Origin of the sequence: Luteithermobacter gelatinilyticus, assembly GCF_005849285.1 — a bacterium.
Lineage (GTDB): Bacteria > Pseudomonadota > Alphaproteobacteria > Sphingomonadales > Emcibacteraceae > Luteithermobacter > Luteithermobacter gelatinilyticus.
On the sequence record NZ_CP040517.1, the window covers coordinates 901,646 to 923,851 of the forward strand.

21 protein-coding genes and 1 pseudogene are annotated in these 22,206 nt (G+C 54.3%); 16 read left to right on the forward strand and 6 right to left on the reverse strand.

Features of this window, described 5'->3' with window-relative positions; all coding sequences use genetic code 11:
* Window positions 1-16 precede the first annotated feature (16 nt).
* Entirely contained in the window at window positions 17-346 is a 330-nt protein-coding gene (locus FE788_RS04080) for a TraR/DksA family transcriptional regulator (protein WP_138379443.1), read from the reverse strand.
* A gap of 211 nt (window positions 347-557) precedes the next feature.
* Between FE788_RS04080 and FE788_RS04085 the strand changes: the two genes are divergently transcribed.
* The 4 genes from FE788_RS04085 to FE788_RS04100 all read left to right on the forward strand — a co-directional run bounded on the left by FE788_RS04085 (window position 558) and on the right by FE788_RS04100 (window position 3,835).
* Window positions 558-977, forward strand: a complete 420-nt coding sequence (locus FE788_RS04085) for a hypothetical protein (protein WP_138379444.1) — start codon at window positions 558-560, stop codon at window positions 975-977.
* Between the two features lie 70 nt (window positions 978-1,047).
* Window positions 1,048-1,803 carry a (Fe-S)-binding protein gene (locus FE788_RS04090; protein WP_138379445.1) on the forward strand — a complete coding sequence of 252 codons (756 nt, stop codon included), beginning with the start codon at window positions 1,048-1,050 and terminating at the stop codon, window positions 1,801-1,803.
* Window positions 1,803-3,218 carry a lactate utilization protein B gene (locus FE788_RS04095; protein ID WP_138379446.1) on the forward strand — a complete coding sequence of 472 codons (1,416 nt, stop codon included), beginning with the start codon at window positions 1,803-1,805 and terminating at the stop codon, window positions 3,216-3,218. The genes FE788_RS04090 and FE788_RS04095 overlap by 1 nt, the downstream gene beginning before the upstream one ends.
* On the forward strand, window positions 3,215-3,835 hold the full coding sequence (locus FE788_RS04100; protein ID WP_138379447.1) for a LutC/YkgG family protein: 621 nt from the start codon (window positions 3,215-3,217) through the stop codon (window positions 3,833-3,835). Before FE788_RS04095 ends, FE788_RS04100 begins: the two co-directional genes overlap by 4 nt.
* Window positions 3,836-3,971: 136 nt before the next feature.
* Here the strand turns inward: FE788_RS04100 and FE788_RS04105 are convergent, their stop codons facing one another.
* Entirely contained in the window at window positions 3,972-4,166 is a 195-nt protein-coding gene (locus FE788_RS04105; protein ID WP_138379448.1) for a hypothetical protein, read from the reverse strand.
* 136 nt (window positions 4,167-4,302) lie between these two features.
* On the opposite strand from FE788_RS04105, the gene FE788_RS04110 reads away from it, so the two are divergent.
* Both FE788_RS04110 and FE788_RS04115 read left to right on the forward strand, forming a co-directional pair.
* On the forward strand, window positions 4,303-6,153 hold the full coding sequence (locus FE788_RS04110) for a PHA/PHB synthase family protein (RefSeq protein WP_138379449.1): 1,851 nt from the start codon (window positions 4,303-4,305) through the stop codon (window positions 6,151-6,153).
* A gap of 54 nt (window positions 6,154-6,207) precedes the next feature.
* The gene (locus FE788_RS04115) at window positions 6,208-7,497 is read left to right on the forward strand and encodes a phospholipase A (RefSeq protein ID WP_138379450.1); all 1,290 of its coding nucleotides are present in this window, start codon (window positions 6,208-6,210) and stop codon (window positions 7,495-7,497) included.
* A 374-nt stretch (window positions 7,498-7,871) separates the two neighbouring features.
* Here the strand turns inward: FE788_RS04115 and FE788_RS04120 are convergent, their stop codons facing one another.
* Window positions 7,872-10,061 (reverse strand): TonB-dependent hemoglobin/transferrin/lactoferrin family receptor, encoded by a 2,190-nt coding sequence (locus tag FE788_RS04120; RefSeq protein WP_138379451.1) that lies wholly within the window; start codon window positions 10,059-10,061, stop codon window positions 7,872-7,874.
* A gap of 219 nt (window positions 10,062-10,280) precedes the next feature.
* On the opposite strand from FE788_RS04120, the gene FE788_RS04125 reads away from it, so the two are divergent.
* From FE788_RS04125 to FE788_RS04175, 10 genes are all read left to right on the forward strand, one after another.
* On the forward strand, window positions 10,281-10,862 hold the full coding sequence (locus FE788_RS04125) for a MotA/TolQ/ExbB proton channel family protein (protein WP_138379452.1): 582 nt from the start codon (window positions 10,281-10,283) through the stop codon (window positions 10,860-10,862).
* A complete protein-coding gene (locus FE788_RS04130; RefSeq protein WP_210414130.1) occupies window positions 10,849-11,181 on the forward strand; it encodes a DUF2149 domain-containing protein in 333 nt (110 codons plus the stop codon). Before FE788_RS04125 ends, FE788_RS04130 begins: the two co-directional genes overlap by 14 nt.
* A gap of 21 nt (window positions 11,182-11,202) precedes the next feature.
* Window positions 11,203-15,126: a cobaltochelatase subunit CobN gene (gene cobN / locus FE788_RS04135; RefSeq protein WP_138379454.1), complete on the forward strand. Its 3,924-nt coding sequence runs from the start codon at window positions 11,203-11,205 to the stop codon at window positions 15,124-15,126.
* A 351-nt stretch (window positions 15,127-15,477) separates the two neighbouring features.
* Complete coding sequence (locus tag FE788_RS04140) at window positions 15,478-15,687, forward strand: alpha/beta hydrolase family protein (protein ID WP_138379455.1); 210 nt, start codon at window positions 15,478-15,480, stop codon at window positions 15,685-15,687.
* Between the two features lie 13 nt (window positions 15,688-15,700).
* On the forward strand, window positions 15,701-15,946 hold the full coding sequence (locus tag FE788_RS14360) for a tyrosine-type recombinase/integrase (protein ID WP_138379456.1): 246 nt from the start codon (window positions 15,701-15,703) through the stop codon (window positions 15,944-15,946).
* Between the two features lie 300 nt (window positions 15,947-16,246).
* Entirely contained in the window at window positions 16,247-17,518 is a 1,272-nt protein-coding gene (locus FE788_RS04150; protein ID WP_138379457.1) for a tyrosine-type recombinase/integrase, read from the forward strand.
* Window positions 17,519-17,802: 284 nt separating this feature from the next.
* Window positions 17,803-18,240: a hypothetical protein gene (locus FE788_RS04155; RefSeq protein ID WP_138379458.1), complete on the forward strand. Its 438-nt coding sequence runs from the start codon at window positions 17,803-17,805 to the stop codon at window positions 18,238-18,240.
* Window positions 18,241-18,340: 100 nt separating this feature from the next.
* A complete protein-coding gene (locus FE788_RS14365; protein ID WP_138379459.1) occupies window positions 18,341-18,532 on the forward strand; it encodes an AlpA family phage regulatory protein in 192 nt (63 codons plus the stop codon).
* Between the two features lie 177 nt (window positions 18,533-18,709).
* Window positions 18,710-19,255 (forward strand): hypothetical protein, encoded by a 546-nt coding sequence (locus FE788_RS04170; protein WP_138379461.1) that lies wholly within the window; start codon window positions 18,710-18,712, stop codon window positions 19,253-19,255.
* A 10-nt stretch (window positions 19,256-19,265) separates the two neighbouring features.
* Window positions 19,266-19,643, forward strand: coding sequence for a helix-turn-helix domain-containing protein (locus FE788_RS04175; RefSeq protein WP_138379462.1), 378 nt, complete (start codon window positions 19,266-19,268; stop codon window positions 19,641-19,643).
* A 323-nt stretch (window positions 19,644-19,966) separates the two neighbouring features.
* Here the strand turns inward: FE788_RS04175 and FE788_RS04180 are convergent.
* The 3 genes and pseudogenes from FE788_RS04180 to FE788_RS04190 form a co-directional block, all read right to left on the reverse strand.
* Window positions 19,967-20,526, reverse strand: a pseudogene (locus FE788_RS04180) (transposase).
* Between the two features lie 77 nt (window positions 20,527-20,603).
* Complete coding sequence (locus FE788_RS04185; protein ID WP_138379463.1) at window positions 20,604-21,917, reverse strand: type II toxin-antitoxin system HipA family toxin; 1,314 nt, start codon at window positions 21,915-21,917, stop codon at window positions 20,604-20,606.
* Window positions 21,917-22,171 (reverse strand): helix-turn-helix domain-containing protein, encoded by a 255-nt coding sequence (locus FE788_RS04190; protein WP_138379464.1) that lies wholly within the window; start codon window positions 22,169-22,171, stop codon window positions 21,917-21,919. Before FE788_RS04190 ends, FE788_RS04185 begins: the two co-directional genes overlap by 1 nt.
* Between the last annotated feature and the right edge of the window lie 35 nt (window positions 22,172-22,206).

Below are 22,206 nucleotides of genomic sequence, written 5' to 3' on the forward strand. Positions count from 1 at the left end.
AAGGGGCCTCAGCAACCTATCCGGCGCAATTGCGGCATTGCGGAGTGGACGGGTCAAGAGACAGACGATCTTTGTCAATTTCTTCGCCACAGGTGATGCAATACCCGAATTCCCCGTCTTCGAGACGCTGCAAGGCCGCCTCGATGCGCTGTAGTTCCAGGCGGCGCCGGCGTTCCACCTCCTTGGACATGGCCTGGGCCTGAAGAGCATCCATGCGCGACAGGCGCCCCACCTTGGTCTGATCCAGTTCAACGGCCGCCTTGTTATCCTGGGCCGTATGGATCAGCTGTTCCAATTCTGCTTTTTTGGATTGCAGTATTTTTCTGAAACGATCCGCGTACGCCATTTTCTAAAAAGTCCTTACCGGTTGCCTATCTGGAGAAAGGGGTTTCAGTAATGATCCCTGCTCCAAAACAGTATCGGCCGGATAGTCGGGAATGACAATCCCTGGTAACTATGTTTTAAATAATTATTTGTATAAGCAATTAATTCTTGACCGGGGGCCCCGGATCAGAAAAATAAAGGTACAAACTGAAGGTCAGGGTGAGGAAAATCCCATGCCATCTGAGGTCAGGCATATCTTTTTTGAGGAGGCAGAGCTGAGACGGGCTCTGGTCAAATATGCCCTTGTGAAGGGGAAAACCCTGCTGTTTGACGATATCAAAAGTATCATCATCAATAACAGCGGCATGGTTTCCGCTACCCTGATGATCAAAAAAATTATCAACGAACCGCCGATCAGGATGGAATTTTCTACAGCGGAACTGGCGGCGGCGCTGGTGCTGTTTTGTAAGGAGACGGGGGTACCCTTGCCTAAAAAGGGGGTGAAAAGCCTGAATGTTGATGAAGATCGGGTCTATATGACCATTATTCTGGATGAACGCCTCAAGATAGAGGGCCTGGGCCTTGATCGCCTGACAAAAAAATTCGTCAATAAGCAGCCCGTGATCCGTCGCAACGCTAATCCGGAAAAATAACGATTTCTGATCTTTTCTGTTCACCTCGGTTCTCTGCTTGGTATAGTTTCCCGCAAACGGGAGACATCAAGTGCCGCAATCATCCACCAGCAAAAAGAGTGCCGCCGGTCTTTGGGTGACCTGCTTGGTCAATCTGTTCAGGCCGTCAGTGGCCTGGGCGGTGGTGCGTTTGCTGAACCAGGCCGGGATTGACGTGATCGTTCCCAAACACCAGACCTGTTGCGGGCAGCCCTCCTATAATGGCGGGGACAGGTCCAACGCCCGGCGTGCAGCAAGGCAGGTCATCCGGCAGTTCGAGAGGCTGGATTATATGGTGGTGCCGTCGGGATCCTGTGCAGCAATGATCCGCAAACACTATCCGGAACTGCTGAAAGAGGATAGAGATTGGAGCGCCAGGGCGAACAACCTGGCGGCCAAATGTTATGAGCTTACAGAATTTCTGAACCATGTGGCCGGATATGACGGCACACAAGTCTCTTCCCTTAAGGCCACCTATCATGACAGCTGCAGCGGCTTGCGGGAGTTGAACCTCAAGACCGCCCCCCGGGACCTTCTGGGCCGGGTTCGGGGACTTGAGCTTGTGGAAATGCGTGATGCGGAACGCTGCTGTGGCTTCGGGGGTGCTTTTTGTCTTAAATATCCGGAACTTTCCAATGATATGGTTTCGCGCAAAATCCGCAACATTATGGACAGTGGCGCAGAATGTGTGATTGCCGGGGATCTGGGCTGTCTGATGACCCTGGAGGGGAAACTGCATCGTCTGGGCCATCGGATCAGGGGCTATCACATCGCCGAAATTTTGGCCGGTATGGAAGGGGACGCCTGATGACCGCGGGGACTGGGTCGCCAAAGAGATTCCGGGAGGCAAGTCGTACGGCGCTGAACAATGAACGCCTGCAACGGGCCATGAACCGACTGCAATCGGGGTTTGGTGAGGCCCGGGCGCAGGCCATTGCCGATCTTCCGGAATTTGATGCGTTGCGGGATCTGGCCCGCCAGCGCAAGGATTTTACGCTCCGTCACCTGCCGCAGTATCTTGCGGCCTTTGAGCAGGCGGTGCGCCGTGCCGGCGGGCGGGTGCACTGGGCGAAGACGCCGCAGGAAGCCAACCGTATCGTGCGTGGCCTGTGTCAGGAATATGATTGCCGGCATGTTGTGAAATCCAAGTCCATGGTGGGTGAGGAAATGCGTCTTGCCGATTATCTTCTCGGCTGGGGGGCAGATGTCATTGAAACTGATCTTGGCGAATATATACTTCAGCTGCGCCAAGAAAAGCCCAGCCATATCATTGCGCCGGCGACCCATTTGAATCGGGACGACATTGCCGAAACCTTTCAGGCGACGCATGGTGAGGACGGGCAACAGGGCAAGGCAGCCGAAGGATTGGTTCAGGAAGCGCGACACCGGTTGCGGCAAAAATTCAAGCAGGCCGAAATGGCCATTACCGGGGCAAATTTTCTGGTCGCGGAAACCGGAACCGTGGTGCTGGTGACCAATGAAGGCAATGCGGATCTGGGGGTAACACTGGCCCCGCATCATGTGGTGGTCAGCAGCATTGAAAAAGTGGTCCCCACCCTGAAAGATGCGTTCCTGTTTCTGCGGCTTCTGGCCCGTTCGGCTACAGGGCAGGACATTTCCACCTATACCAGCTTATACACCGGCCGGCGGCGCGACGGGGCAACGGACGGACCGGAAACTTTTGATGTTGTTTTGCTGGACGGGGGACGCAGTGATCTGTTGGACAGCGAATTTGAAGAGATACTGCACTGCATCCGCTGCGGGGCCTGTCTCAATCATTGCCCGGTCTACGCCGGGGCGGGCGGGCATGCCTACGGGTCCATTTATCCCGGCCCGATGGGGGCGGTGCTGGCGCCGGCGCTGAATGACGGGACTGTCCATCGTGAATTGTCCCAGGCTTCCACCTTTTGCGGCAAATGCGAGGAGGTCTGTCCGGTGCGTATTCCTTTGCCGAAACTGATGCGTTACTGGCGGGAAAAAAGCTTTGGGGATCATCAGTCCCCCTTTACCGAAAGGGTGATGTTACGAGGGTGGGCCTGGCTGTGTCGCCACCCGCATCTTTACCGTTCCGTCATCCGGCTGATGTCGTCTTTGCTTCGGCGTCTGTCTCATGGAGGTTGGATCACCTCCTTACCGGGGTTGGGGCGCGCCTGGACCCAGGATCGTGATATGCCGGCCCCGCCCGCCAAAACCTTTTTCGAGGAGTGGGAGGACAAAAGATGAGTCGTCTGGAAGACCTGTTTCCCGGAAGGGAGCAGAAAAACCCCATCTCCCGGGACAAGTTGTTTGAGGCGCCCGAGCTTGTGCCAGCACGGGGCAGGCTTGAGGGACAGGCACGGCGGGCGGCCTTTCTGCACCGGGCCACCACCCAGCGGATGGCCTGTTTGCACGCCCATGACAAATCAGTGGAACAGGTGGTGCGGGATTATCTTTGCGCAGAGGAACAGCGTGAGAAGCCAGTGATGATTCCGGAGCGGGAAATCCGCGCATTGTTTCCGGGGATCGAGGTTTTCGATCCGTTTGATGTGCGCGATGGGGACGGGGCCGTTTTGATCACCGGATGTGCCGGAGCCATTGCGGAGACCGGTTCCTTGATTCTGACCAGCCATCCCGAGCGTCCGCTGGCCGCCGCCTTCTTGGCGGATACGCATATTGTTTTGCTGTCCTCGGCACAGATCTTTGCCAGCCTGGAGGATTTTTTCCTCAAACAGAAAGAAAGTATACCCCATGCCGTGCATGTGATCAGCGGTCCCTCTACCACGGCGGATATCGAAATGCGCCTGGTGAAGGGCGCTCATGGCCCTCTGAAACTGGGTGTTGTTTTGCTGGACGTATCCTAAAAAATAATAAAACCCTGAAAAAAACATTTCACTCAAAGGAAAGACGTCACAATTTGTTCTTTTTTGCGTGTCATGTTGCACCTGCGCACCAAATATTTTCATATTTTCTGCTAGAGTGAATTGTGAAGAGGTTGGCTCAATTCTGTTGGCGGATCGTGGCCCGCCTCACGCGGAAGACGGCGCCGGGCGATGCGGGGCATCGGGCCAGGCGTCTGACCCAGGAGTCTGACAAAGTGAGCGGCCCCAAGCCGCCACCCCGAAGGGCCGGGCCGATCTGGTCCAGTTCCGGCGGGGTTTGGCTGGGCCGTACCGCCAGTATGGCCGGCGCCAAATCCCTGGCTCCTGAACCAGACCTGACCGGCAGAATGGGTCAACCTCTGCACAATTCACTCTAGTGATAGTATTTTGAGCTAGATCATTTTGCAGTGCAGCGAATTCGGTTAGGGTGGCACAGGAAAGGATATTCCATGACAGCGTTGTCTGATGATTCTGATAATAAAAAGGGGGTCCCATCATGTTCTTCCGGGGCCGCCTGTTCCCGGCCCATGTCGCCGGGTGGGCTTTGGGAACGGGATGCTTATGGTGCTACCGCGGTATATGAGACGATCGACCGGTCCCTGAACGCCATTGCGGCCAAATACACTGCGGGACTCAGCCCACGGGCACTGGTCAGCGCCTATATGGACTGGCTTGCCGGTTTGACATTCTCACCCGGTCGGCAGGCACAACTCAGGGACAAGGCCTTTCGAAAATGGCTACGGTTTGTGCAATATGCCCTGCAGGCGTTGCAGCATTCGCCAGGCGCTGAGGCACCGGACTGCTGTATTGAGCCGTTGCCTCAGGATAAAAGATTCCGGGGCGAAGCCTGGCAACAGCTGCCCTTTAACCTGATGTATCAGGGGTTTTTGCTCACCCAGCAATGGTGGTATAACGCCGCCACCGGGGTACGGGGGGTCACTCCTCAGAACGAACGCGCCATTGATTTTGCCGGACGGCAGATTCTTGATCTTTTTTCCCCGTCCAATTTTCTATGGACCAACCCCGAGGTTCTCAAGGCCACCTTTGAACAAGGCGGGCTCAATCTGTATCGTGGATGGCAGAATTTTCAGGAAGACATGGAACGCCTGCTCAGCGGCAAGCGCCCCGTTGGGGCAGAGAATTTTCTGCCGGGGCAGGACGTGGCGGTTACTCCGGGCAAGGTGATTTATCAGAACCGGTTGATTGAGCTTATTCAGTATGAGGCGCAAACAGACAAGGTGCGGCCCGAACCGATCCTGATCGTACCGGCCTGGATCATGAAATATTATATTCTCGACCTGTCGCCGGAAAATTCCCTGGTCAGCTATCTGGTGCAGCAGGGCTATACAGTTTTCATGATTTCGTGGAAAAACCCGGGGCCCGAGGATCGGGATCTGTCCCTGGACGATTACCGCACATTGGGGGTGATGGCGGCGTTGGACGCCATTGAGCATATTTGCCCCGATCAGAAGATTCATGCCACGGGGTATTGTCTGGGGGGCACGTTGTTGTCGATTGCGGCGGCGGCCATGGCCCGGGACAGGGATGAGCGCCTGAAAAGCCTGTCCTTCTTCGCGACCCAGATTGATTTTGAGGAAGCCGGGGAATTGATGCTGTTTATCAATGAAAAACAACTGGCTTTCTTGGAAGATATGATGTGGGAGCAGGGGTTCCTCGATACGCGTCAGATGGCCGGGGCGTTTCAGCTGTTGCGCTCCAACGATCTGATCTGGTCGCGCATGGTGCGGGACTACCTGATGGGCGAACGTCAGCCAATGACGGATCTGATGGCCTGGAACGCGGACCAGACCCGGATGCCCTATCGCATGCATACCGAATATCTGCATAAATTGTTCCTGAATAATGACTTGACGGCCGGGCGTTATGAGGTGGAGGGCAAACCTGTGGTGATTGCCGATATCCGGGCCCCCATGTTTGTCGTCGGCACCCGTACCGATCATGTGGCGCCGTGGAAATCGGTGTATAAATTCACGTTGTTTGCCGATACGGATGTGAGTTTCCTACTCACGTCCGGCGGGCATAATGCGGGCATTATCTCGGAACCCGGTCACCCGCGCCGACAGTATCAGATTTCTTTGCACCGGGACCGGGATCCTTATGTGGACCCGGATCGCTGGGTTGAACAGACTCCGGTAAAAGATGGCAGCTGGTGGCCGGAATGGGTGAAATGGCTGGACAGTCAGTCGGGGCCTCTGATAAAAGCGCCGGAAATTGGCGGTGACAAGGGCCGTGCGGCAGTGGTGCGCGATGCACCGGGATGTTATGTATTGATGCCGTAGAGCAAAAAAGGCAGTGGTCACAGGGTGACAAGAAATCAGGGGTAACCTATCCAGATGAGACGTAATCGGCTTCTTGGCAGGGCTTTGATGATCGGGGTTCTGATGATTGGGATCATGACGGGGGCCGGGGCGCATCAGGCGGCCTTTGCGGCAGAGCAGGCTTTTCTGGTAATAGAACAGCCCCTGATGAAGCAGAGGGAGCCGGGCCGGCTCAGTCTGTATGTCACTAATCCCTCTGACCGTGCTGTGTCGTTTGTTGTTCAGGATCATTTGCCGGTGGAGATCGCGGTGGGGACCCAGCGTCGCGGGCTGACGGTGCCGCTTGCCCCTGCCGAGACGGCAGGAGAACGGATCATTCCGCCGACGGGCTTTTTGAAGGTGGACTATATCCTGACCCTGCCCGAAGACATTCGGCCAGGGCCGGTGCATCTGAGCTTGCGGAAGGGGCAGGGCAGGGGGGTTTTTGTCATGCTGCGCAGCGACAAGGTGGCCGGCCATGAGCTTGCAGCGACCGGACCGTCGGACAAGAGGACACCAGAGACGGCGGAAGAAGTGGCAGAACGAGAATTTGTTGTCCTGAATGAGCGGGATATAGAGGAGTTGAAACAGGAAAAAGGGTTCTTTTTCGAGAATATTTCCCGGTATGAGCCGTCCTATATTCTGTTTGGCAATGATGATTTTAATGCCAAGTTCCAGCTCAGCTTCAAATATCGCCTGTTTGGCGGGGGGCGACAGGTGAGCGACCGGCGGTCCTGGCTGGAAGGCATACATTTTTCCTACACCCAGACGTCGTTCTGGGATCTGGCGGCGGAATCCAAGCCGTTCGAGGACAATATATTCCAACCGGAACTGTTTTATTTTTTGGAGGACTGGCGGCCCTCCTTTCTGCCGGAGTCGGCGAATCTGGATTTGCAATTCGGTTTTCGGCATGAATCCAACGGCCAGGGTGCCGATAAATCCCGCAGCCTGAACGTCCTGTATGCCCGCCCCGGCATTGATTTCGATTTGGGAGCAGGACGGTTTTTCCGGCTCATGGCGGATGTGTGGGCCTATGTCGGTGATCTGAGCGACAACCCGGACATTAAGGATTTTCGCGGACATACTGGCCTTAGCCTGACCTATGGCACGCTGGATGGGGTCCAGATCGCGTCACGGATCCGGGGCAGTCTTGCCACCGGCCAAGGCAGCGTGACCCTGGATGCGACCTATCCGTTAAATAAGCTGTTTTTCAAAAATATTGACATTTATCTTCAGGCCCAGCTGTTTACGGGCTATGGGGAGACCCTGCTGGATTACAACCGCAAGGTCACCCGCCTCAGATTCGGTGTGGGCATCATTCGCTAGAGTGAATTGTGAAGAGGTATTCTTATTCTTGAATAAGGTCTTGTGCTGGTAAGTTTGTCGTGTCGGAGGTCTGCAAAGCGGGGAAACAGTATGTTTCCTGTATGGGTTTTTTACTGTTTTTACTGTCATTTTGCCGGTCTTGTATTCCTCTCATCGCGCTTGCGGGGCCGGTGATGTCACATGAAAGAGCTGTTGCAGAGGGCTCTGGGGACCAGACTACCTTTCCAAAATGGAAGCATCAACTCTTTTATAGGTTAACCATTGTCATTTGGTGGATTTAATGAGTCCTGAACCTAGTTGGCGCGTCCAGTGTTGCTGGTGTAACAGGCCACGGGATTTCTCCGGAGCCAGTTGTTTATGCTATCTCAGGGGGCCTAAAATTTGTATTTCAGGCTGGCCGAAAAGTTGCGTCCCGGCTGTGTAAACCTTTGCAGGTAGGTTGTTGTGCTTGCATATCCCCGCACGTCTTCCCAAAGCCAATATTCCTTGTCGGTCAGGTTAAAGACGGCGGACCGCAGGGAAAGGTAGGGGGTAATATTGTAATAGGCCGTCAGATCCACAAGGGTATAGCTGTCGGGGGTGAAATAGTCTTCATCGGAAACCCAGTCCTTACTCTTGGCACCGACCAAGGTAAGGTTTATCCCGACGCCCCAGACTTCATCGGGGGAATCAAAGGTCAGGCCGAACACAGCTTTGGTCGGAGAAATAGAATCAATTGGGGTATCTTGTCCGTCGATTTCCGTATTGCCCTCGGCATAGGCAAAAGCCGCCTGAAAGGCCAGTCCCTCGGGAGCATCCAAAAGCTGGTCAAGCCATAGGGCCGTTCGCGCTTCGATGCCCTTGATAGTGGCTTCGTTATAGTTGACATACTGATAGACGCTGAGGCCGTCGACCAGATCCACGGTCTGTTCAATGAAGTCGTCATAGGTGCTATAGAAGCCGGTCAGTTCGAAACTTCCCGCTTTGGCGTTGATGCGGAAACCCAGCTCAAAGGAATCGCTGCTTTCTGGCTCGAGGTTGGGATTGGACAGGGTCACATAACCGCGTACCGCCGAACTCTGGTCCTCCCGGTATAGCTGATTGAGCTCAGGCGCCTTGAAGCCCTGGCTGAACTGGCTGAACACGGAGAAGGTATCGGTGAGTTTATAGACTGCGCCGAGCCGGAAGGTAACGTGATCGCTCTCATGGCTGCCTAACTGATCCGTATAAAGGTCGTCAACCTGAGGATCGGCTTCGAACCGGTCATAGCGGGCACCCGGAGTGAGCAGCAGGCTGCCGTCCAGCAGCCTGATCTGGTCCTGGATATAGAGGCCATAGGTCTTGCCCTTGACTACAGGCGTATAGCGGGACAGATCGGGATCGCGGTCGATATCCAGATAATATTTATTGGTGATATTTTCCTGTTCGGTGTACTGGAAAATGGCGCCGTAGGTGATGTGATGGGGGCCAGCCGCCTTGTCAAATTGGGCGGAAACCTGGAAATCTTCCTCACCATGGCTGTAATCGATCAGCCGGGTAAAATAGCCGAAACGTTCGGTATAGTTGATAGTTTTCTGCTTAACCTTGCTGTCCTGCCAATCCAGGGTCCAGCTCAGGTTGTCGAACAAGACAGTGTTGGCGGTCCATTCATGGGTCAGGCCGATGTGATAGCGCTCGGATTTATCATCGCCGGTATAATTGTCATAATCATAGGAAGCGCTGTAGCTCGGCCCTTCAAGGGATTTCAGTTCGATAAAGCCGGTGGAGCGGAAATATTCGCCGACTAGTTTGAGGCGGTGAGCGTCATTGAGCTGATACTCGATTTTAGCGAGGATATTGTCGGTATTATAGTCATAGGGATCGGGCAGAGTGCGCTCGTTGCCGAGCGCGTCGCTATAGCCGTCGCCATAGTTTTCCGTCTCTTCGCCGTCCCTGCGGGTATACTGGATCAGGCTTTCCAGCTTCCCGCTGCGATTGGCAAGGGTCAGGGTTTCGGCGAAAGTATCAGTGACGCTGTCATAGAGTATTTTGGCGGCGCCGCCGGTGTCATCCCCTTCGTCCAGATAGGAGGCCGGGCTCTTGGTGGTGAAGGCCACCACACCGGCCATGGCGTCGCTCCCGTACAGGCTGGAGGCCGGTCCGCGCAGGATTTCCACCTGCGCCAGGGAATCGATATCGACAAAATTACGCGGGGAATTGAGCCAGGGGCCGGAGGCAAAACCTTCGGACTGTTCGGTGCCGTCCACCATGATCTTGACCCGGTTACCGGTCAGGCCGCGGATGTTAAAACCGGAAAGGCCGTAACGTCCCGCATTGGTGGCTTCCACGCCCGGTTCATAGCGCAACATGTCACGAATGTTATCGGACAGGATGGAATCGATTTTTTCCTCGTCTATGACCGAGACGGTGGCGGGAACGTCCACCAGCTTGTTTTCCGTGCGGGTGGCGGAAACCACAATGACCTCAAGTGGGGCGGTAGCCGGGCCGAGATCCGATTCCTCGAATTCCTCAGCCAGGGAAGGGATGGTTAAAGCCAGGACGGAGGTGCCGGCGGCCAGCAAGGAAAGAAGCGCTGTTTTATTCATGATGATATTCCCGGTGCGCGAATGTTATGGTTTTAAAACTAATAATGATTCGCAAAAACAAATAGCAGGCCAATTTTGAAGCGTCAATAAATTAATAATGATTCTCAAAATTAGTTGCAAATAACTTTCGATGCCTGTATGAGCTTAGGAAAGAGAAATGGAATCGGGGGGGAGGCAACCCCTTCCATATATTAGAGAATTATTGAGTGGAGTAAGCTTGTGATAAAGACCCTTGAAGACCTGATGTATCAGGTGTCGGACCTGTTCATGGCGCCGGTGCTGATTCTGCTGGTGCTGTTGTTTTTCTACAGCCTATATGCTCTGGGCGGTTTTGTTGTGGAGGGAGTTCAACGCAGCAGGGGGACGGCCCGGTTCCGCAAACTGCTCGGCAACGGCCTCTGGTCCGGTGAGGAGGCGCCCAGGGGCTATCCGCTCACGGCCCTGGCCGTCAGTCGGCCGGACGTCACCAAAGACGAGCTTGATGTGGCGGCGCTCAGCGAGATGGAAGGGGTGCGCATGGTCAGCCGGGTAGCCCCCATGCTGGGCCTGATCGCCACCATGATCCCGATGGGGCCGGCGCTGAAAAGCCTGTCCGACGGCGACGTGCAGGGCATCAGTGAAAACCTGATCGTGGCCTTTTCCGCCGTGATCTTCGGCCTTGTGGTGGCTTCCATCACCTTCTTTATCGCCAGCACCAAAAAAAAATGGCTGGCCCAGGAATTGGTGGCGCTGCTGCCTCATGTGGAAAAGCGGGCCGAGGATTTTGCAGAAGAGAGGGAGATCCTTCGTGAAGCTTCTTGAAGAGGATGAATCCATCAACCCGGCGCTGTCCGTGGTCAATCTGGTGGACGTGTTCCTGGTGCTGATTGCGGCGCTATTGATCTCCATCGCCCAAAACCCGATCAATCCCTTCCTCGATGACGATGTTATGGTAATCAAGAACCCCGGTCAGAAAGACATGGAAATGATCATCAAGAAGGGCGAGAAAATAGAAACCTATAAAAGTACTGGCGAAATCGGGGCCGGCGAAGGGGTCAAGGCGGGCGTCGCCTACCGCATGCCGGATGGATCGATCATTTACGTACCTGATGAAACAGGTGCGGATGCTGTTGCCAACTAATTTGTGACCAGAGGAAATATTATGCGTATCCTGCTGACTTTAATGGCTTTTTTTGTGTTTGGAAATGTCGCATCGGCGACGGAAAAACAAAAGATACTGTATGTTTCTGGCACTCACGCCAATACGGCGAAAATTTCTGTCATCAGGAATTATCTGGAAAAGCATGATATTTCCATCGACTTGGCGAACGCCCGGGATTTCAAGACTGGGGAAGATGCCCTGGCCCGTTTTGACGGCTACGATCTGGTCTTTATGGATGATTCATCCGCCCGCAGCACCAAGATGACGTTCAGCAAGTTTTTGCCGGCCATCAGCCGGGCGAAAAGCCGCCTGCTGGCGATCAACTGGCTGCAAAGTCCCGATCTGGTCAAGGGGCTGACGTCCGAGCAGGCGCAGGTCCTTCATGATTATTATGATAACGGCGGCATGGTAAACCTTTCTCGTATGGCCGACTATCTGGCTTATCAGGTGCTGGGTAATGGAACAAAGACGGTGCCGGCGCCCGTGGTCTATCCGGAGGTGGGCATATATGCCCCCGGCTATGACGGGCTCATATTCGAGGACGTGGACAGCTATCTCAACTGGCGCGGCCAGAAGCTCGATACCGGAAGGCCCGTGATCGGCGTTCTGCTGCAGCGGTCCCTGATTGAATCCGTCAATACCACCGTGGTGGATGACGCCATTGCCCGGATCGAGGAAAAGGGGGCGTTGGCGATTCCGTTCTTTTTTGAGCTGAGCCCCCGCTCCAGCGACTATACCCCAATGCTGCAGAAGGACGGCAAGACCATTATCGATGTGATTGTCAATTTCCGGGCCATCCACTGGGCAAACAAGCGCAAGGAAGAGTTTGAAAAGCTTGGTGTGCCAGTACTGCAGGCGCTGACTTACTTTGATGGCGACCAGGCCGCTTGGGAACAGGACAGCCAGGGCATCTCCTCCACCATGACCCCCTTTGTGTTGGTGCTGCCGGAAACCGCAGGCGTGATCGATCCAGTGATCGTCGCCGCCGTCAACCAGGAAAGCGGGCATGCGGAGGTGATCGACTATCAGATGGATCACCTGGTCTCCCGTGCCCTCAAATATGCCGCGCTCCGTCACAAGCCGAACGGCGAAAAAAAACTCACCGTCATGGTCTGGGGTGACAAGGATATGGGCGCGTCCTTCCTCAATATCGAACACAGCCTGCGATCCATCAGCGCCAACCTCAATGAGGCCGGTTATGGCGTTGACAAGGTGGACAGCAATTATTTCACCGATCCCATCGACCGGATTCTTAATCCTTTCTACCGGGATTATGAACTTGACGGGCTCTTAAAGGATGATCTCGCCGAGCTGATGCCAGTAAAGGAGTATCTCAAGTGGTTCAACAGCCTGCCCGAGGATGTGACCAAGCCGATCAATGATTTCTGGGGCCAGGCGGAAGATAACTTCATGGTGGTCAAGCGGGATGGTGAGGCTTATTTCGTCCTCCCCCGGATCCGCAACGGCAATATGCTGATCATGCGCCAGCCGCCCCGGTCCGATGATAAGGACCAAGACAAGATGATCTATCACCAGGGTACAGTGCCCATGAACCATTATTATCTGGCGGCCTATTATTATGCCCGCAAGTTCTGGAACAGTGACGCCATTATCCACCTCGGCACCCACGGCAGTCAGGAGTACCTCAACGGCAAGGAACGTGGCCTGTCCCGCTATGACCAAGGCAATTTGGCGGTCTGGGACACGCCAGTCATGTATCCCTTCATCATTGATGATGTGGGTGAGGCCATGCAGACCAAACGCCGCGGCAGCGCCGTGGTGGTCGCTCATATGACACCGCCTTTTGCCGCCGCCGGTCTCGAGGGCGTGACCGCAAATGTGCACGAGCTGATGCATCAATATCGCTCCATGGATGAGGGTGGCGTGAAGGTCAAAACCGGCGAGGAACTGAAAAAAATATGTTTTGAGTCAAAGGTTTGTGATGACCTTGCTATGACGTCAGAGCAGATTGACGCCGATTTTGATCATTTCCTCGAGGAACTGCATCTTTATCTGGAAGATGTGGCCAATGCCAACCAGCCGCTCGGCCTGCATACCTTTGGGGAACTGGCGGAACCGGATCTGGTGACTTCCACCATTGTCCAGATGCTGGGCCGGGACTTTATCGCCCGGGCGCGGGAGTTCGAGGCCGATCATTACGGTGTGTCTCCTGAAGCCGGCAACGACCATCTGGACTCAAAAGCGTACAGCCTAGAAGACCTGGCCGGGTTTAAAACCGTGCGCGATTATGTAATCAAGGGCAGGGATTTCTCCGGTCTGGAGGATGAACTGCGCGCCGATCTGGAAAAGGCTCGTGACTTCTATAATCGCATGGAAGGCATCCGGGAACTGCCCCATCTGCTGGCGGGTCTCAGCGGCCAGTATGTGCCGGTTAAAACCGGCGGCGATCCGGTCCGTTCCCCGGACTCGCTCGCCAGCGGCTTTAACCTCTATGGTTTTGACCCCTCGCACTTGCCGACCAAAGCCGCCTGGGAACAGGGCAAGGAACTGGTCGAGGGTGTGATCGGCGATTATTACAAAGAGCACGGGAACTATCCCGACAAGCTGGCCTTTTCGCTGTGGTCGATTGAGGCCATGCGCCATTACGGCGTGCTGGAAAGCCAGGCCCTTTACGCCATGGGTGTGCGTCCGGTCTGGAGCGAGAGCGGTATGGTCACCGGCACCGAGATCATCCCCATGCGCGAATTGAAGCGGCCCCGGGTCGATGTGGTTCTGTCCGCCACCGGCCTCTATCGCGACGCCTTCCCCAATGTAGTGCTTTTGCTGGCGGAAGCGGTCAAAAAAGTGGCCGAGCTCAAGGAAGCCAACAACTCCATCTGGGAAAACAGCCAGCGGGTGAAAGCAGAACTTCTGGCCGAGGGTATGAGCGAGGAGGATGCGGAATATTTCTCAACTGTGCGGGTTTTCTCCAATGAATCCGGTACTTACGGTTCCGGTGTGGATGATGCGGTCCGGGCCAGCGACACCTGGGAAACGGACGCCAAAATCGCCGACAATTATATGGCCAAGATGGGCAATGCCTACGGCGCCGATCCGAACCGCTGGGGCGAAAAAGTGGAGGGCGTCAATATCTACGGCAAGCAGCTTTCCGGTACCGATGTGGCCATGTTCGCCCGCTCGTCCAACCTGTATGGCATGATTTCAAGCGACGATCCCTTTGAATATTTCGGCGGCCTGTCGCTAGCGATCCGAAACCTGGACGGCAAAAGCCCCCAGATGGTGATTTCCAACCTGCGGGACGCCAATAATCCCCGGGCCGAGGAGGCGGCCCAGTTCCTGGCCAAGGAACTGCGTACCCGTACCCAGCACAGCCGCTGGGTCAGTGAAATGATGAAGGAAGGCTATTCGGGCGCCACCACCATGGAAGGCAAGATCACCAATTTCTGGGGCTGGCAGGTGGTTGACCCAAACCTGGTGCGGGCCGACCAGTGGCAGGAGTTCGCCGAGATCTACGTGAATGACAAGTTCAACCTTGGCATCAGTGAATGGTTCGAAAAGGTCAACCCCGGCGCTCAGGCTCAGATCATTGAACGCATGCTGGAAGCGATGCGCAAGGATTACTGGGACGCCAGTGACGAGACCAGGAAGCAGCTTGTGGAACGTCTGATTGAGCTGGTCAATAAATATGATCTGATCGTCGATAACGAGAAGCTCGCTGATTTCGTCAACGCCCAGGCCGCCGGGTTCGGCATGTCTGCGGCCCTGCCGGCCCCGGACGCGGCCACGCAAGGGCAGATGAGCCAGCCCGTTCAGGGCCGTGAACTGCAGAAAGTGGAGCAGGCGGAAGTTATAGAAAGCGGCTGGGATTTAAACCTTCTGGGTTCCTTGGCGCTGTGCTTTATTTTCTTTGCAGTCGGCGCCATGCGTCAAACCATAGGACCCTTCAGAAACCAAGCGGTTTAACGGATACGAAAAGGGAGGGGGTATGCTCTCCCTTTTCGAAACCGCTCCTAGATAAGAAATTTTTAAGTGCGCAAAATCTGCGTAATTATCCGCTTAACCCTCTGTAAATTATAAACTTTCCAGTGACTCTCGCCCGAACAATATGAAAGATGGCGGGCGTTGAGACAGCAGCATGAAAAGGCCCTGCAGCAAAAGACGCCCGCAAGGGAGTAATCACATGTTCAATTATATTCTATCTCTGGTTTTCTGTCTGTTGCTGATGTTGCCCGGCACCGACGGTATTGCGGCCGGACCCTGAACTTTACATAAATAATAGCCCCTGTTCCTGGCGGAGTAGATCCGCACTCCCTGATGCTGATACATGGGGAACTGGACGGGGCCTATTCGACGGCCCAGTTTGATGAGATATTTACGGCCTTGTATCGCCTGAACCGGGAGGCGGTCATGGTCCGATACTGGGGCGAAGGCCACGGGATCAGAAGCCCGGCCAACATCCGCGACATGTGGCGGCGTATGTTTGAATGGTATGACCTATATCTGAAGGGGGAAAGGGGTCGTTAAGCGTTTCACTATAATGAGAAATGCGGCTGGACTTAAAGACGTGACGCCCCACATCCTGAGACACACCGCTGCGTTTCGCATGGTTCAAGCAGGTGTGGACCGCTATAAAGTTCAGAAAATACTAGGCCATTCGAGTCTGGCAGTCACAGAGCGATACGCTCACCTGTCTGTCGAACATCTCCGGAACGACATTATGGTATTGTCACATGGGAGAGAATCCATAAGTGGGAATGTAGTCCCGTTTAAGATAAAAAAATAGTTGGCACACAGATGTACCAACTGTGACAAATGTGCCAGATCATGAATTTTCATACAATAACTAAGTCATTGTTTTTTCTTCAAAATTGGTGCCCCCACACGGACTCGAACCGCGGACCTACTGATTACAAATCAGCGTTATGGGTAATTTCTTGAATTCTTTTGAAATATTGTGAAACAATAAAAACCATTGGAAAACAATGTGATATATTGTATATTATGAAATCATGGGGTTTCATGCAGTTTCCCAAAATTAAGGAAAAAACGCTACCCCAAATGTTACCCCAAAAAAGGGGGCGGAATGGCCCGCAAAATGAAATTCACTACGCGCATGATTGAGGCGCTCAAACCTGGCCCTGAAAGATATGAAATCTGGGAGCAGGGGCGCGCGGGATTTGGGCTGCGGGTTACGCCGGGTGGCACGAAAAGCTGGTTCTATCTATACCGCTTCAAGGGCAGACTCAGGCGCATGACTCTGGGGCGGTTTCCTGAAATCGGCCTGGCCGCGGCGCACCAGCTTCACGCCGAGGCGGAAGGGAAAAAAGAGCGTGGCATTGATCCAGGAAAGGAACGCGTCGCGTCAAATCGCCGCGAGCGGGAAGCTCCCACCGTCAAGGAACTGGTCGAGGATTACCTAAATAATATTTCCAAGCGCTCGCTTGATGAGGATCGGCGCATTTTCAACCTGGATGTGCTGCCCGCAATTGGCCGGAAGAAGGTCAGGGATATTCGCCGTCGCGATGTATTGCAGATACTGGATGGGATTATTGAGCGGGGCTCCCCAATTCAGGCGAACCGCACGCTGGCGGCAATGCGTCGGATGTTTAACTGGGCGATTGGCCGAGATATTGTTTTGATGAACCCCTGCGCCGCCATAGAGCCGCCGGGGAGGGAAAAAGCTCGCGACAGGGTTTTGGGGGTTGACGAAATAAAAAGGCTCTGGACGGGACTGGAACAAGCCCGGGTGATTAAGTCTGTGGCCCTGGGGTTGAAGTTCCAGTTGGTAACAGTGCAACGGATCGGGGAAGTCGCAACAGCGGAATGGCAGGACATGGATCTGGAAGAAAGGATTTGGACCATTCCGGAGTCCAAGGCGAAGAACGGCATTTCCCACCGCGTCCCACTGTCCGGCTTGGCAGTGGAGATACTGGACCAGGCGCGGGCACTGCAAAAGCGGGATGAGGCAGAACAGGGCCATAATCCGGGCGAGGGGGACGAAGCGAACTGGGTGTTTCCGTCGCGCGTTGCCGGGCGGGCGGTCACGGTGGCGGCATTCAGCCAGGCAGTTAGAAAAAACCGCGATGTCATGGGGGTGAAGGACGTGACGCCCCACGACCTGCGGCGTACGGGGGCAAGCCATATCGCCAGCATGGGCATTCCTCGATTGCACATTTCCAAAATTTTAAATCACGTGGAAAGCGGCGTTACGGCCGTTTACGACAGGTACGGTTATGACGCGGAAAAACGCTGTGCCCTAGACGCTTGGGCAGCGCGACTTATGGAGATAGTTCAGGGGGAAAAGCCGGACAAGGTGGTATTGTTTCATGGTAGGCGGACAGGGAGCGAGACATGAGCCGCACGCGGACAGAGAAGGAGCAGATCGAGAAGGGGCTTGTCAAGGTCCGAGAAAGGCGGCAGGGTCAAGTGTGGGTGCGGAACAGGATAGGGCCAGAGGCGGAAAATTTAGGAGAGTTGATAAAAGGCCTTCTAAAGAAAGAGAAGTTCGGCAAGGAAAGGGTAAAATTCATTTCCGACAGTGCACGCGGCTGGCTTGAAGAGCAGGGGCTGCCAAACACCGCGGTGGTTTGTTATAGAGCAGGTGAGCCACCTACGCCGGTTCCCCGGAAAGAATTTGACTTGAAAAAGGGCGGTGTTGCTGTGCTGGACAATTTTCTGGAAAAGTTGGGATATGGGTATTGGGATGATGAGCGCCTTGCTGCGCGGCTGGTCATGCATGCTGAGCAAATTCTTGATCCGGGGCTGGATGTGGATGTGATTGAGGAAATGCGGCGGTTTACGGAAACACTTGAATATTTGCGACAGTTCCGGGCTGTGGATGCCCGGACCGGGAAGCCCCGGAAACGGAAAAGTCTAGGGTCATATATTCGCGAAGTTTTGAAGAAAGACGGGAGGGGCCTGTCACCCAAGGTCGTTTGGCAAATCCTAGAAGCAAAAGGGGTGGTTCGGGAGAATGAAACGGGAGCCACGGCTTGGAAAGGGGGGGTGGTGCGTTGGGAATCGTTTTGTAACGCGGTATACCGGGAAAGAAAGAAGCTTAAGAACCTCGAAAATTAAAAAAATCCATAGTTAGTGATTAAGTATGATTCTGTAAAATTTACATTTCAAATTAATCCTGCACACTTCTCTTGTTTTTATAAAAATGCAGGAGAGATGTATGGTAACCCCAGCCCTTCTTAATATAAAGCAGGTTTGCGAAATCACCAGTTTATCCAAAGTCACGATCTGGCGTTTGGAAAGAGCTGGAGACTTCCCAAAACGACATAAAATTTCTCGAAACCGCATAGCGTGGCTTCATACTGACATTCAGGATTGGATTGCAGAAAAATCCGGGGGAAAGGGAAAATGAAAGAAGGCTCCAGCCGTCGGGGTGAAGCCGTAGAAAGTCCAAGAAATTCGCAGGCGGACTTTACGACTTTTCCCCCTCAAAACAATCAAACTTTTCCAGAAAAAATTATCGCGCGCAGGTATCGCGTTTTCCCTACCTACGTCCGCGTGATTTCTGAAATCCTTTTGGGAGGCTGCAATGATTAAGCGACTGAAGCTTTCTTTTCTGATTTCTCGTTCCGGCGGCCCGGAAATCATCCATCTGAGCGGCCAGACGGCCCGGGCCCTTCACTCGCTAATTCTAGCCGGGGAGAAGAGTGTCAGGGCGCCGGGAATCTCTGCCTGGGCGTTCAGGTTGTCTGAATATATTTGCCATTTAAGGCATGAATATTTCCCGGAAGTTTTGAGGGTTAGGGAAAAAACATTCCGGGGTGGTTGGGGACGGCTGGTACGGGCGCTATATCCTCAGAACCCCAGCTCGGGTTTTGCAACGTCGGGAGATAGCGGAATGACTGATGGCACCACACTAATCCCCAAAAATGCCATGGAAGAAATCCGGATTGGACTACAGAAATATCATGGTCAGAAGCTCTATATCCGATTTTTTCTCAATGTTGGCGGCGGTGATTTCTTCCCCTTAAAAAAGAGGGTGACGTTTCAAATTCATCACCTCAAAGGCTTGATTTCCGCCTACCGGGAAACTCGCAAAATCGCTGCCAAACGCTGTTGGTTAAAAAATAAATAAAGGCAGCGGCATGGCAAAAAAAAACAACAAAGGCCGCTCTTCCTATGATCGCCACATACGCTTCTATTACTATCTTTTGAAATCGGAAGCCTGGCGATCTTTGAAACCCGGCCCGCGCGCCCTCCTGATAGAATTGTATTCCCTTTATAATGGCAATAATAACGGCGATATTTTTTTGTCAGAACGTGAAGCCGCGCGGCGGTGTAATGTCAATAGAAAAACAGCTGCAAGATATTTTCACGACTTGCAAGAAAAGGGGTTCATTTTTCCAAAAACAAAAGGCTGTTTTAATGTGAAGTCCCCTGAGGCCACGGCCTGGATTCTCACAGAATTCCCCTATAATGGTAATCTTCCCACGAAGGACTTTATGCGGTGGAACGGGCAATAAAAAATTAAAACGCGGGGGTAAAAAATGGGCCCGCCTGGGGGTAAACGATGGACCCGTTGTCTCAAATTTGTTGCATAAATGTCACGAGTCGGGGGTAAAAAATGGGCCCGTTTTTATCATTTTTGTATTTTAACGGGGGTAAAAAAGGGGCCACAGATAATATACCATACACCCTTACCAAAAAGCAGGTCCCTTTCCAGGACAACAAATCTAAAAAAATAAAATAAAAAAAGAATGTTTAACCTTCGACACTCGAGTGGCCTTGTCTTAAAAAAAAGTGGGCAGGACCGTGGTCTTTAGGCCGTAGACTCATAATTTTTCAATCAGATTTGCACTGAGGCGAGTTTTGCGGCGGCCAGGAAGTTCTCTGGATTTTTGTTATATCGTGTCGCAATGCCCCGATAATGCTTGAGCTTACTGAAGAAGCGCTCGACCAGATTTTGTTGCCGATAGGGTCACTTGCTGAAAGCAAATGTCTGTTTCCGGTTGGCCGTGGGCGGGGTGTTTGCCCAGGCTTTGCGTTCGGCTGTAATGCGGCGCAAGGCATCAGTGTCATAGGTCTTATCTGCCAGGAGAACGGCTCTTTCCTTGATGTCACCGATCAGATCAAGCACCGCTTGCTGTCGTGGGCTTGGCTGACTGCCTCAAACAGCTGGTTCCAGACCCCGGCCTTGCGCCAGCGGACAAAGCGGTTGTAGCAGGTGGTTGAGGGACCATACCGCTCCGGAATGTCCGCCCACGGCGTCCCTGCCCGAAAGCGCCATAATATCCCATTAGTCACCCGCCGGTCGTCTACTCGCGGCCCCCCGCGAGACTTGTTCGGCAATAGCGGAGCTATGATCGACCATTCAAAGTCTATTAGTTCATACCGGCGGCGACGCATCAATCTTTCCTCAATGTCTTGAGGGAGATTGAATCATATCTTAACCCGTTTGGGAATCCCTTTTATGAGTTTACGGCCTAGGTGATGATCGCTTCCAGCTGGCGCAGGCGGCGGTGGTAGCCGCCGATGATCGACTCGGTGAGGCCATGTGGGAAACCGTTCGGCAGCGCGGCCAGCGTTTTATCGATAGCTTTGTCGCTGCGATCCAGCAACTCTGCGAACAGCTCCTGGACGATGTTTTTGCCCATGCCGCAGGCTTCGGCCGTTTCCAGAAAGTGCCGGGGAGCAATTCTATGCACGAGGTAATGCCGGCTTTTACCGATGGCCATTGCCATTTTCATCTGACGTTGCTGCAGCTGCTTCGCGTCATAGAGCGGCTGGACCGACATGACATCGTAAAACGGCGTTAGAGAAAACCGGCTGCGCGGGTACAGGAACAGGCTGAAATTCTTGGCGTGACCGTCGGTCGCGGCGAGCAACCAGAACACAATCGCGGCCTTCATGATCCGCCGCTGATCCTCAAGGGGCGTATCGCTGCTGGTGAACAGGCCAATCAGCCCAGCCAGGCCCGGGCCACCATCGCTTTCATATTTCCGGGCCGGCGGAACCGACAACGCCTGGCAGCAATCTTCCTGCGGCAGGCGCAGCAGCCGTTTATCCGTGGTCCAGAGCCGGTCGAACCGCTTGACGACGAGCACTTTCCTGTTGCCAAAGCGCGTGATTGCAGTTTCGGCAGCCGGCAGGCCGAGCGCATTCATCAGCGTCATGCACAGATGCTCGTTCTCGACCGAGAGTGAAAGGTCGATGCCGTCCGGCCGCTTGCCGATCTCCGGTTTGAAGATGTGGGTGGTCGCCGTTGTGCCGTGCGGGATATGCCACTGGTCCTTCCAATGCAGCAGGGCGGTTTTTTCCTGCGCGCCCGCCAATGAAATCCGGAATTCTTCATCCGCGCCAATGCCGAGCGGACTATTGCCAAGGTCTCCTAGCAGCGCGGCGATCTCATCGTCACTCACGGGCCTTGCGTCGATCCCGCCGGGCGGTCCCGGGGCAATGTCTTCGGGCAAGAACTGCAGGGCGCCGACGCAGTCGCGGCCGATTGCGCTCAGCAGGTTGAAGGCATCGGTCCCATCGGCCCGGGCGCGTTCGGCAAGCTTGCGGCGGATATCGGGATTATCCGGGAGCAGATTATCGAACACCGCGATCACCGCCGCGCCGATATAGCGATCCTCGCGCAGCGGCAGCGAGAGGGAGATCGGGAAAGCATCCTCCCAGGACAGCCAGCTGTCATCATACTGGAAATCGACGGCGCCGCTCGCGGCCTTGCGCAGCTGGCCGACCAACCGGCTGTTCAGATAAACCGCAAGCGGGGCATGTCTTTTGCGGCGGGCCATCAGAACAGCCCCTCGATATCCTCTGGCTTGGCCTGGCTGCGCGGCCGGACGACAAGCTCCAGATCGAGCGCGGCCAGGGCGGCAATAACCGTGGCAAGCTGCGTGGCCGGGGCGCCGTCCTCCAGCTTGGAAATGGTCGCCTGGCGCAGATGGATTTTTTCGCCGAGCTGGGATTGCGTCAGGCCCCGTTGCTTGCGGACCCGGCGCAGGATGGCGCCCAGCTGTTTTTCTGATCTGGCAATCTGTTCGGTCATGATCCTGTCCTTTTATAGCTAATATACGTAAATGC

What these genes read in the sequence shown, in the direction of transcription:
- FE788_RS04120 (WP_138379451.1), bottom strand. Translation starts at nt 10,061, where the DNA reads ATGAATAAAACAGCGCTTCTTTCCTTGCTGGCCGCCGGCACCTCCGTC.
- FE788_RS04140 (WP_138379455.1), top strand. Translation starts at nt 15,478, where the DNA reads ATGCTGATACATGGGGAACTGGACGGGGCCTATTCGACGGCCCAGTTT.
- FE788_RS04085 (WP_138379444.1), top strand. Translation starts at nt 558, where the DNA reads ATGCCATCTGAGGTCAGGCATATCTTTTTTGAGGAGGCAGAGCTGAGA.
- FE788_RS04080 (WP_138379443.1), bottom strand. Translation starts at nt 346, where the DNA reads ATGGCGTACGCGGATCGTTTCAGAAAAATACTGCAATCCAAAAAAGCA.
- FE788_RS04150 (WP_138379457.1), top strand. Translation starts at nt 16,247, where the DNA reads ATGGCCCGCAAAATGAAATTCACTACGCGCATGATTGAGGCGCTCAAA.
- FE788_RS04095 (WP_138379446.1), top strand. Translation starts at nt 1,803, where the DNA reads ATGACCGCGGGGACTGGGTCGCCAAAGAGATTCCGGGAGGCAAGTCGT.
- FE788_RS04110 (WP_138379449.1), top strand. Translation starts at nt 4,303, where the DNA reads ATGACAGCGTTGTCTGATGATTCTGATAATAAAAAGGGGGTCCCATCA.
- FE788_RS04185 (WP_138379463.1), bottom strand. Translation starts at nt 21,917, where the DNA reads ATGGCCCGCCGCAAAAGACATGCCCCGCTTGCGGTTTATCTGAACAGC.
- FE788_RS04175 (WP_138379462.1), top strand. Translation starts at nt 19,266, where the DNA reads ATGGCAAAAAAAAACAACAAAGGCCGCTCTTCCTATGATCGCCACATA.
- FE788_RS04100 (WP_138379447.1), top strand. Translation starts at nt 3,215, where the DNA reads ATGAGTCGTCTGGAAGACCTGTTTCCCGGAAGGGAGCAGAAAAACCCC.
- FE788_RS04170 (WP_138379461.1), top strand. Translation starts at nt 18,710, where the DNA reads ATGATTAAGCGACTGAAGCTTTCTTTTCTGATTTCTCGTTCCGGCGGC.
- cobN (WP_138379454.1), top strand. Translation starts at nt 11,203, where the DNA reads ATGCGTATCCTGCTGACTTTAATGGCTTTTTTTGTGTTTGGAAATGTC.
- FE788_RS14360 (WP_138379456.1), top strand. Translation starts at nt 15,701, where the DNA reads ATGAGAAATGCGGCTGGACTTAAAGACGTGACGCCCCACATCCTGAGA.
- FE788_RS04190 (WP_138379464.1), bottom strand. Translation starts at nt 22,171, where the DNA reads ATGACCGAACAGATTGCCAGATCAGAAAAACAGCTGGGCGCCATCCTG.
- FE788_RS04115 (WP_138379450.1), top strand. Translation starts at nt 6,208, where the DNA reads ATGAGACGTAATCGGCTTCTTGGCAGGGCTTTGATGATCGGGGTTCTG.
- FE788_RS14365 (WP_138379459.1), top strand. Translation starts at nt 18,341, where the DNA reads ATGGTAACCCCAGCCCTTCTTAATATAAAGCAGGTTTGCGAAATCACC.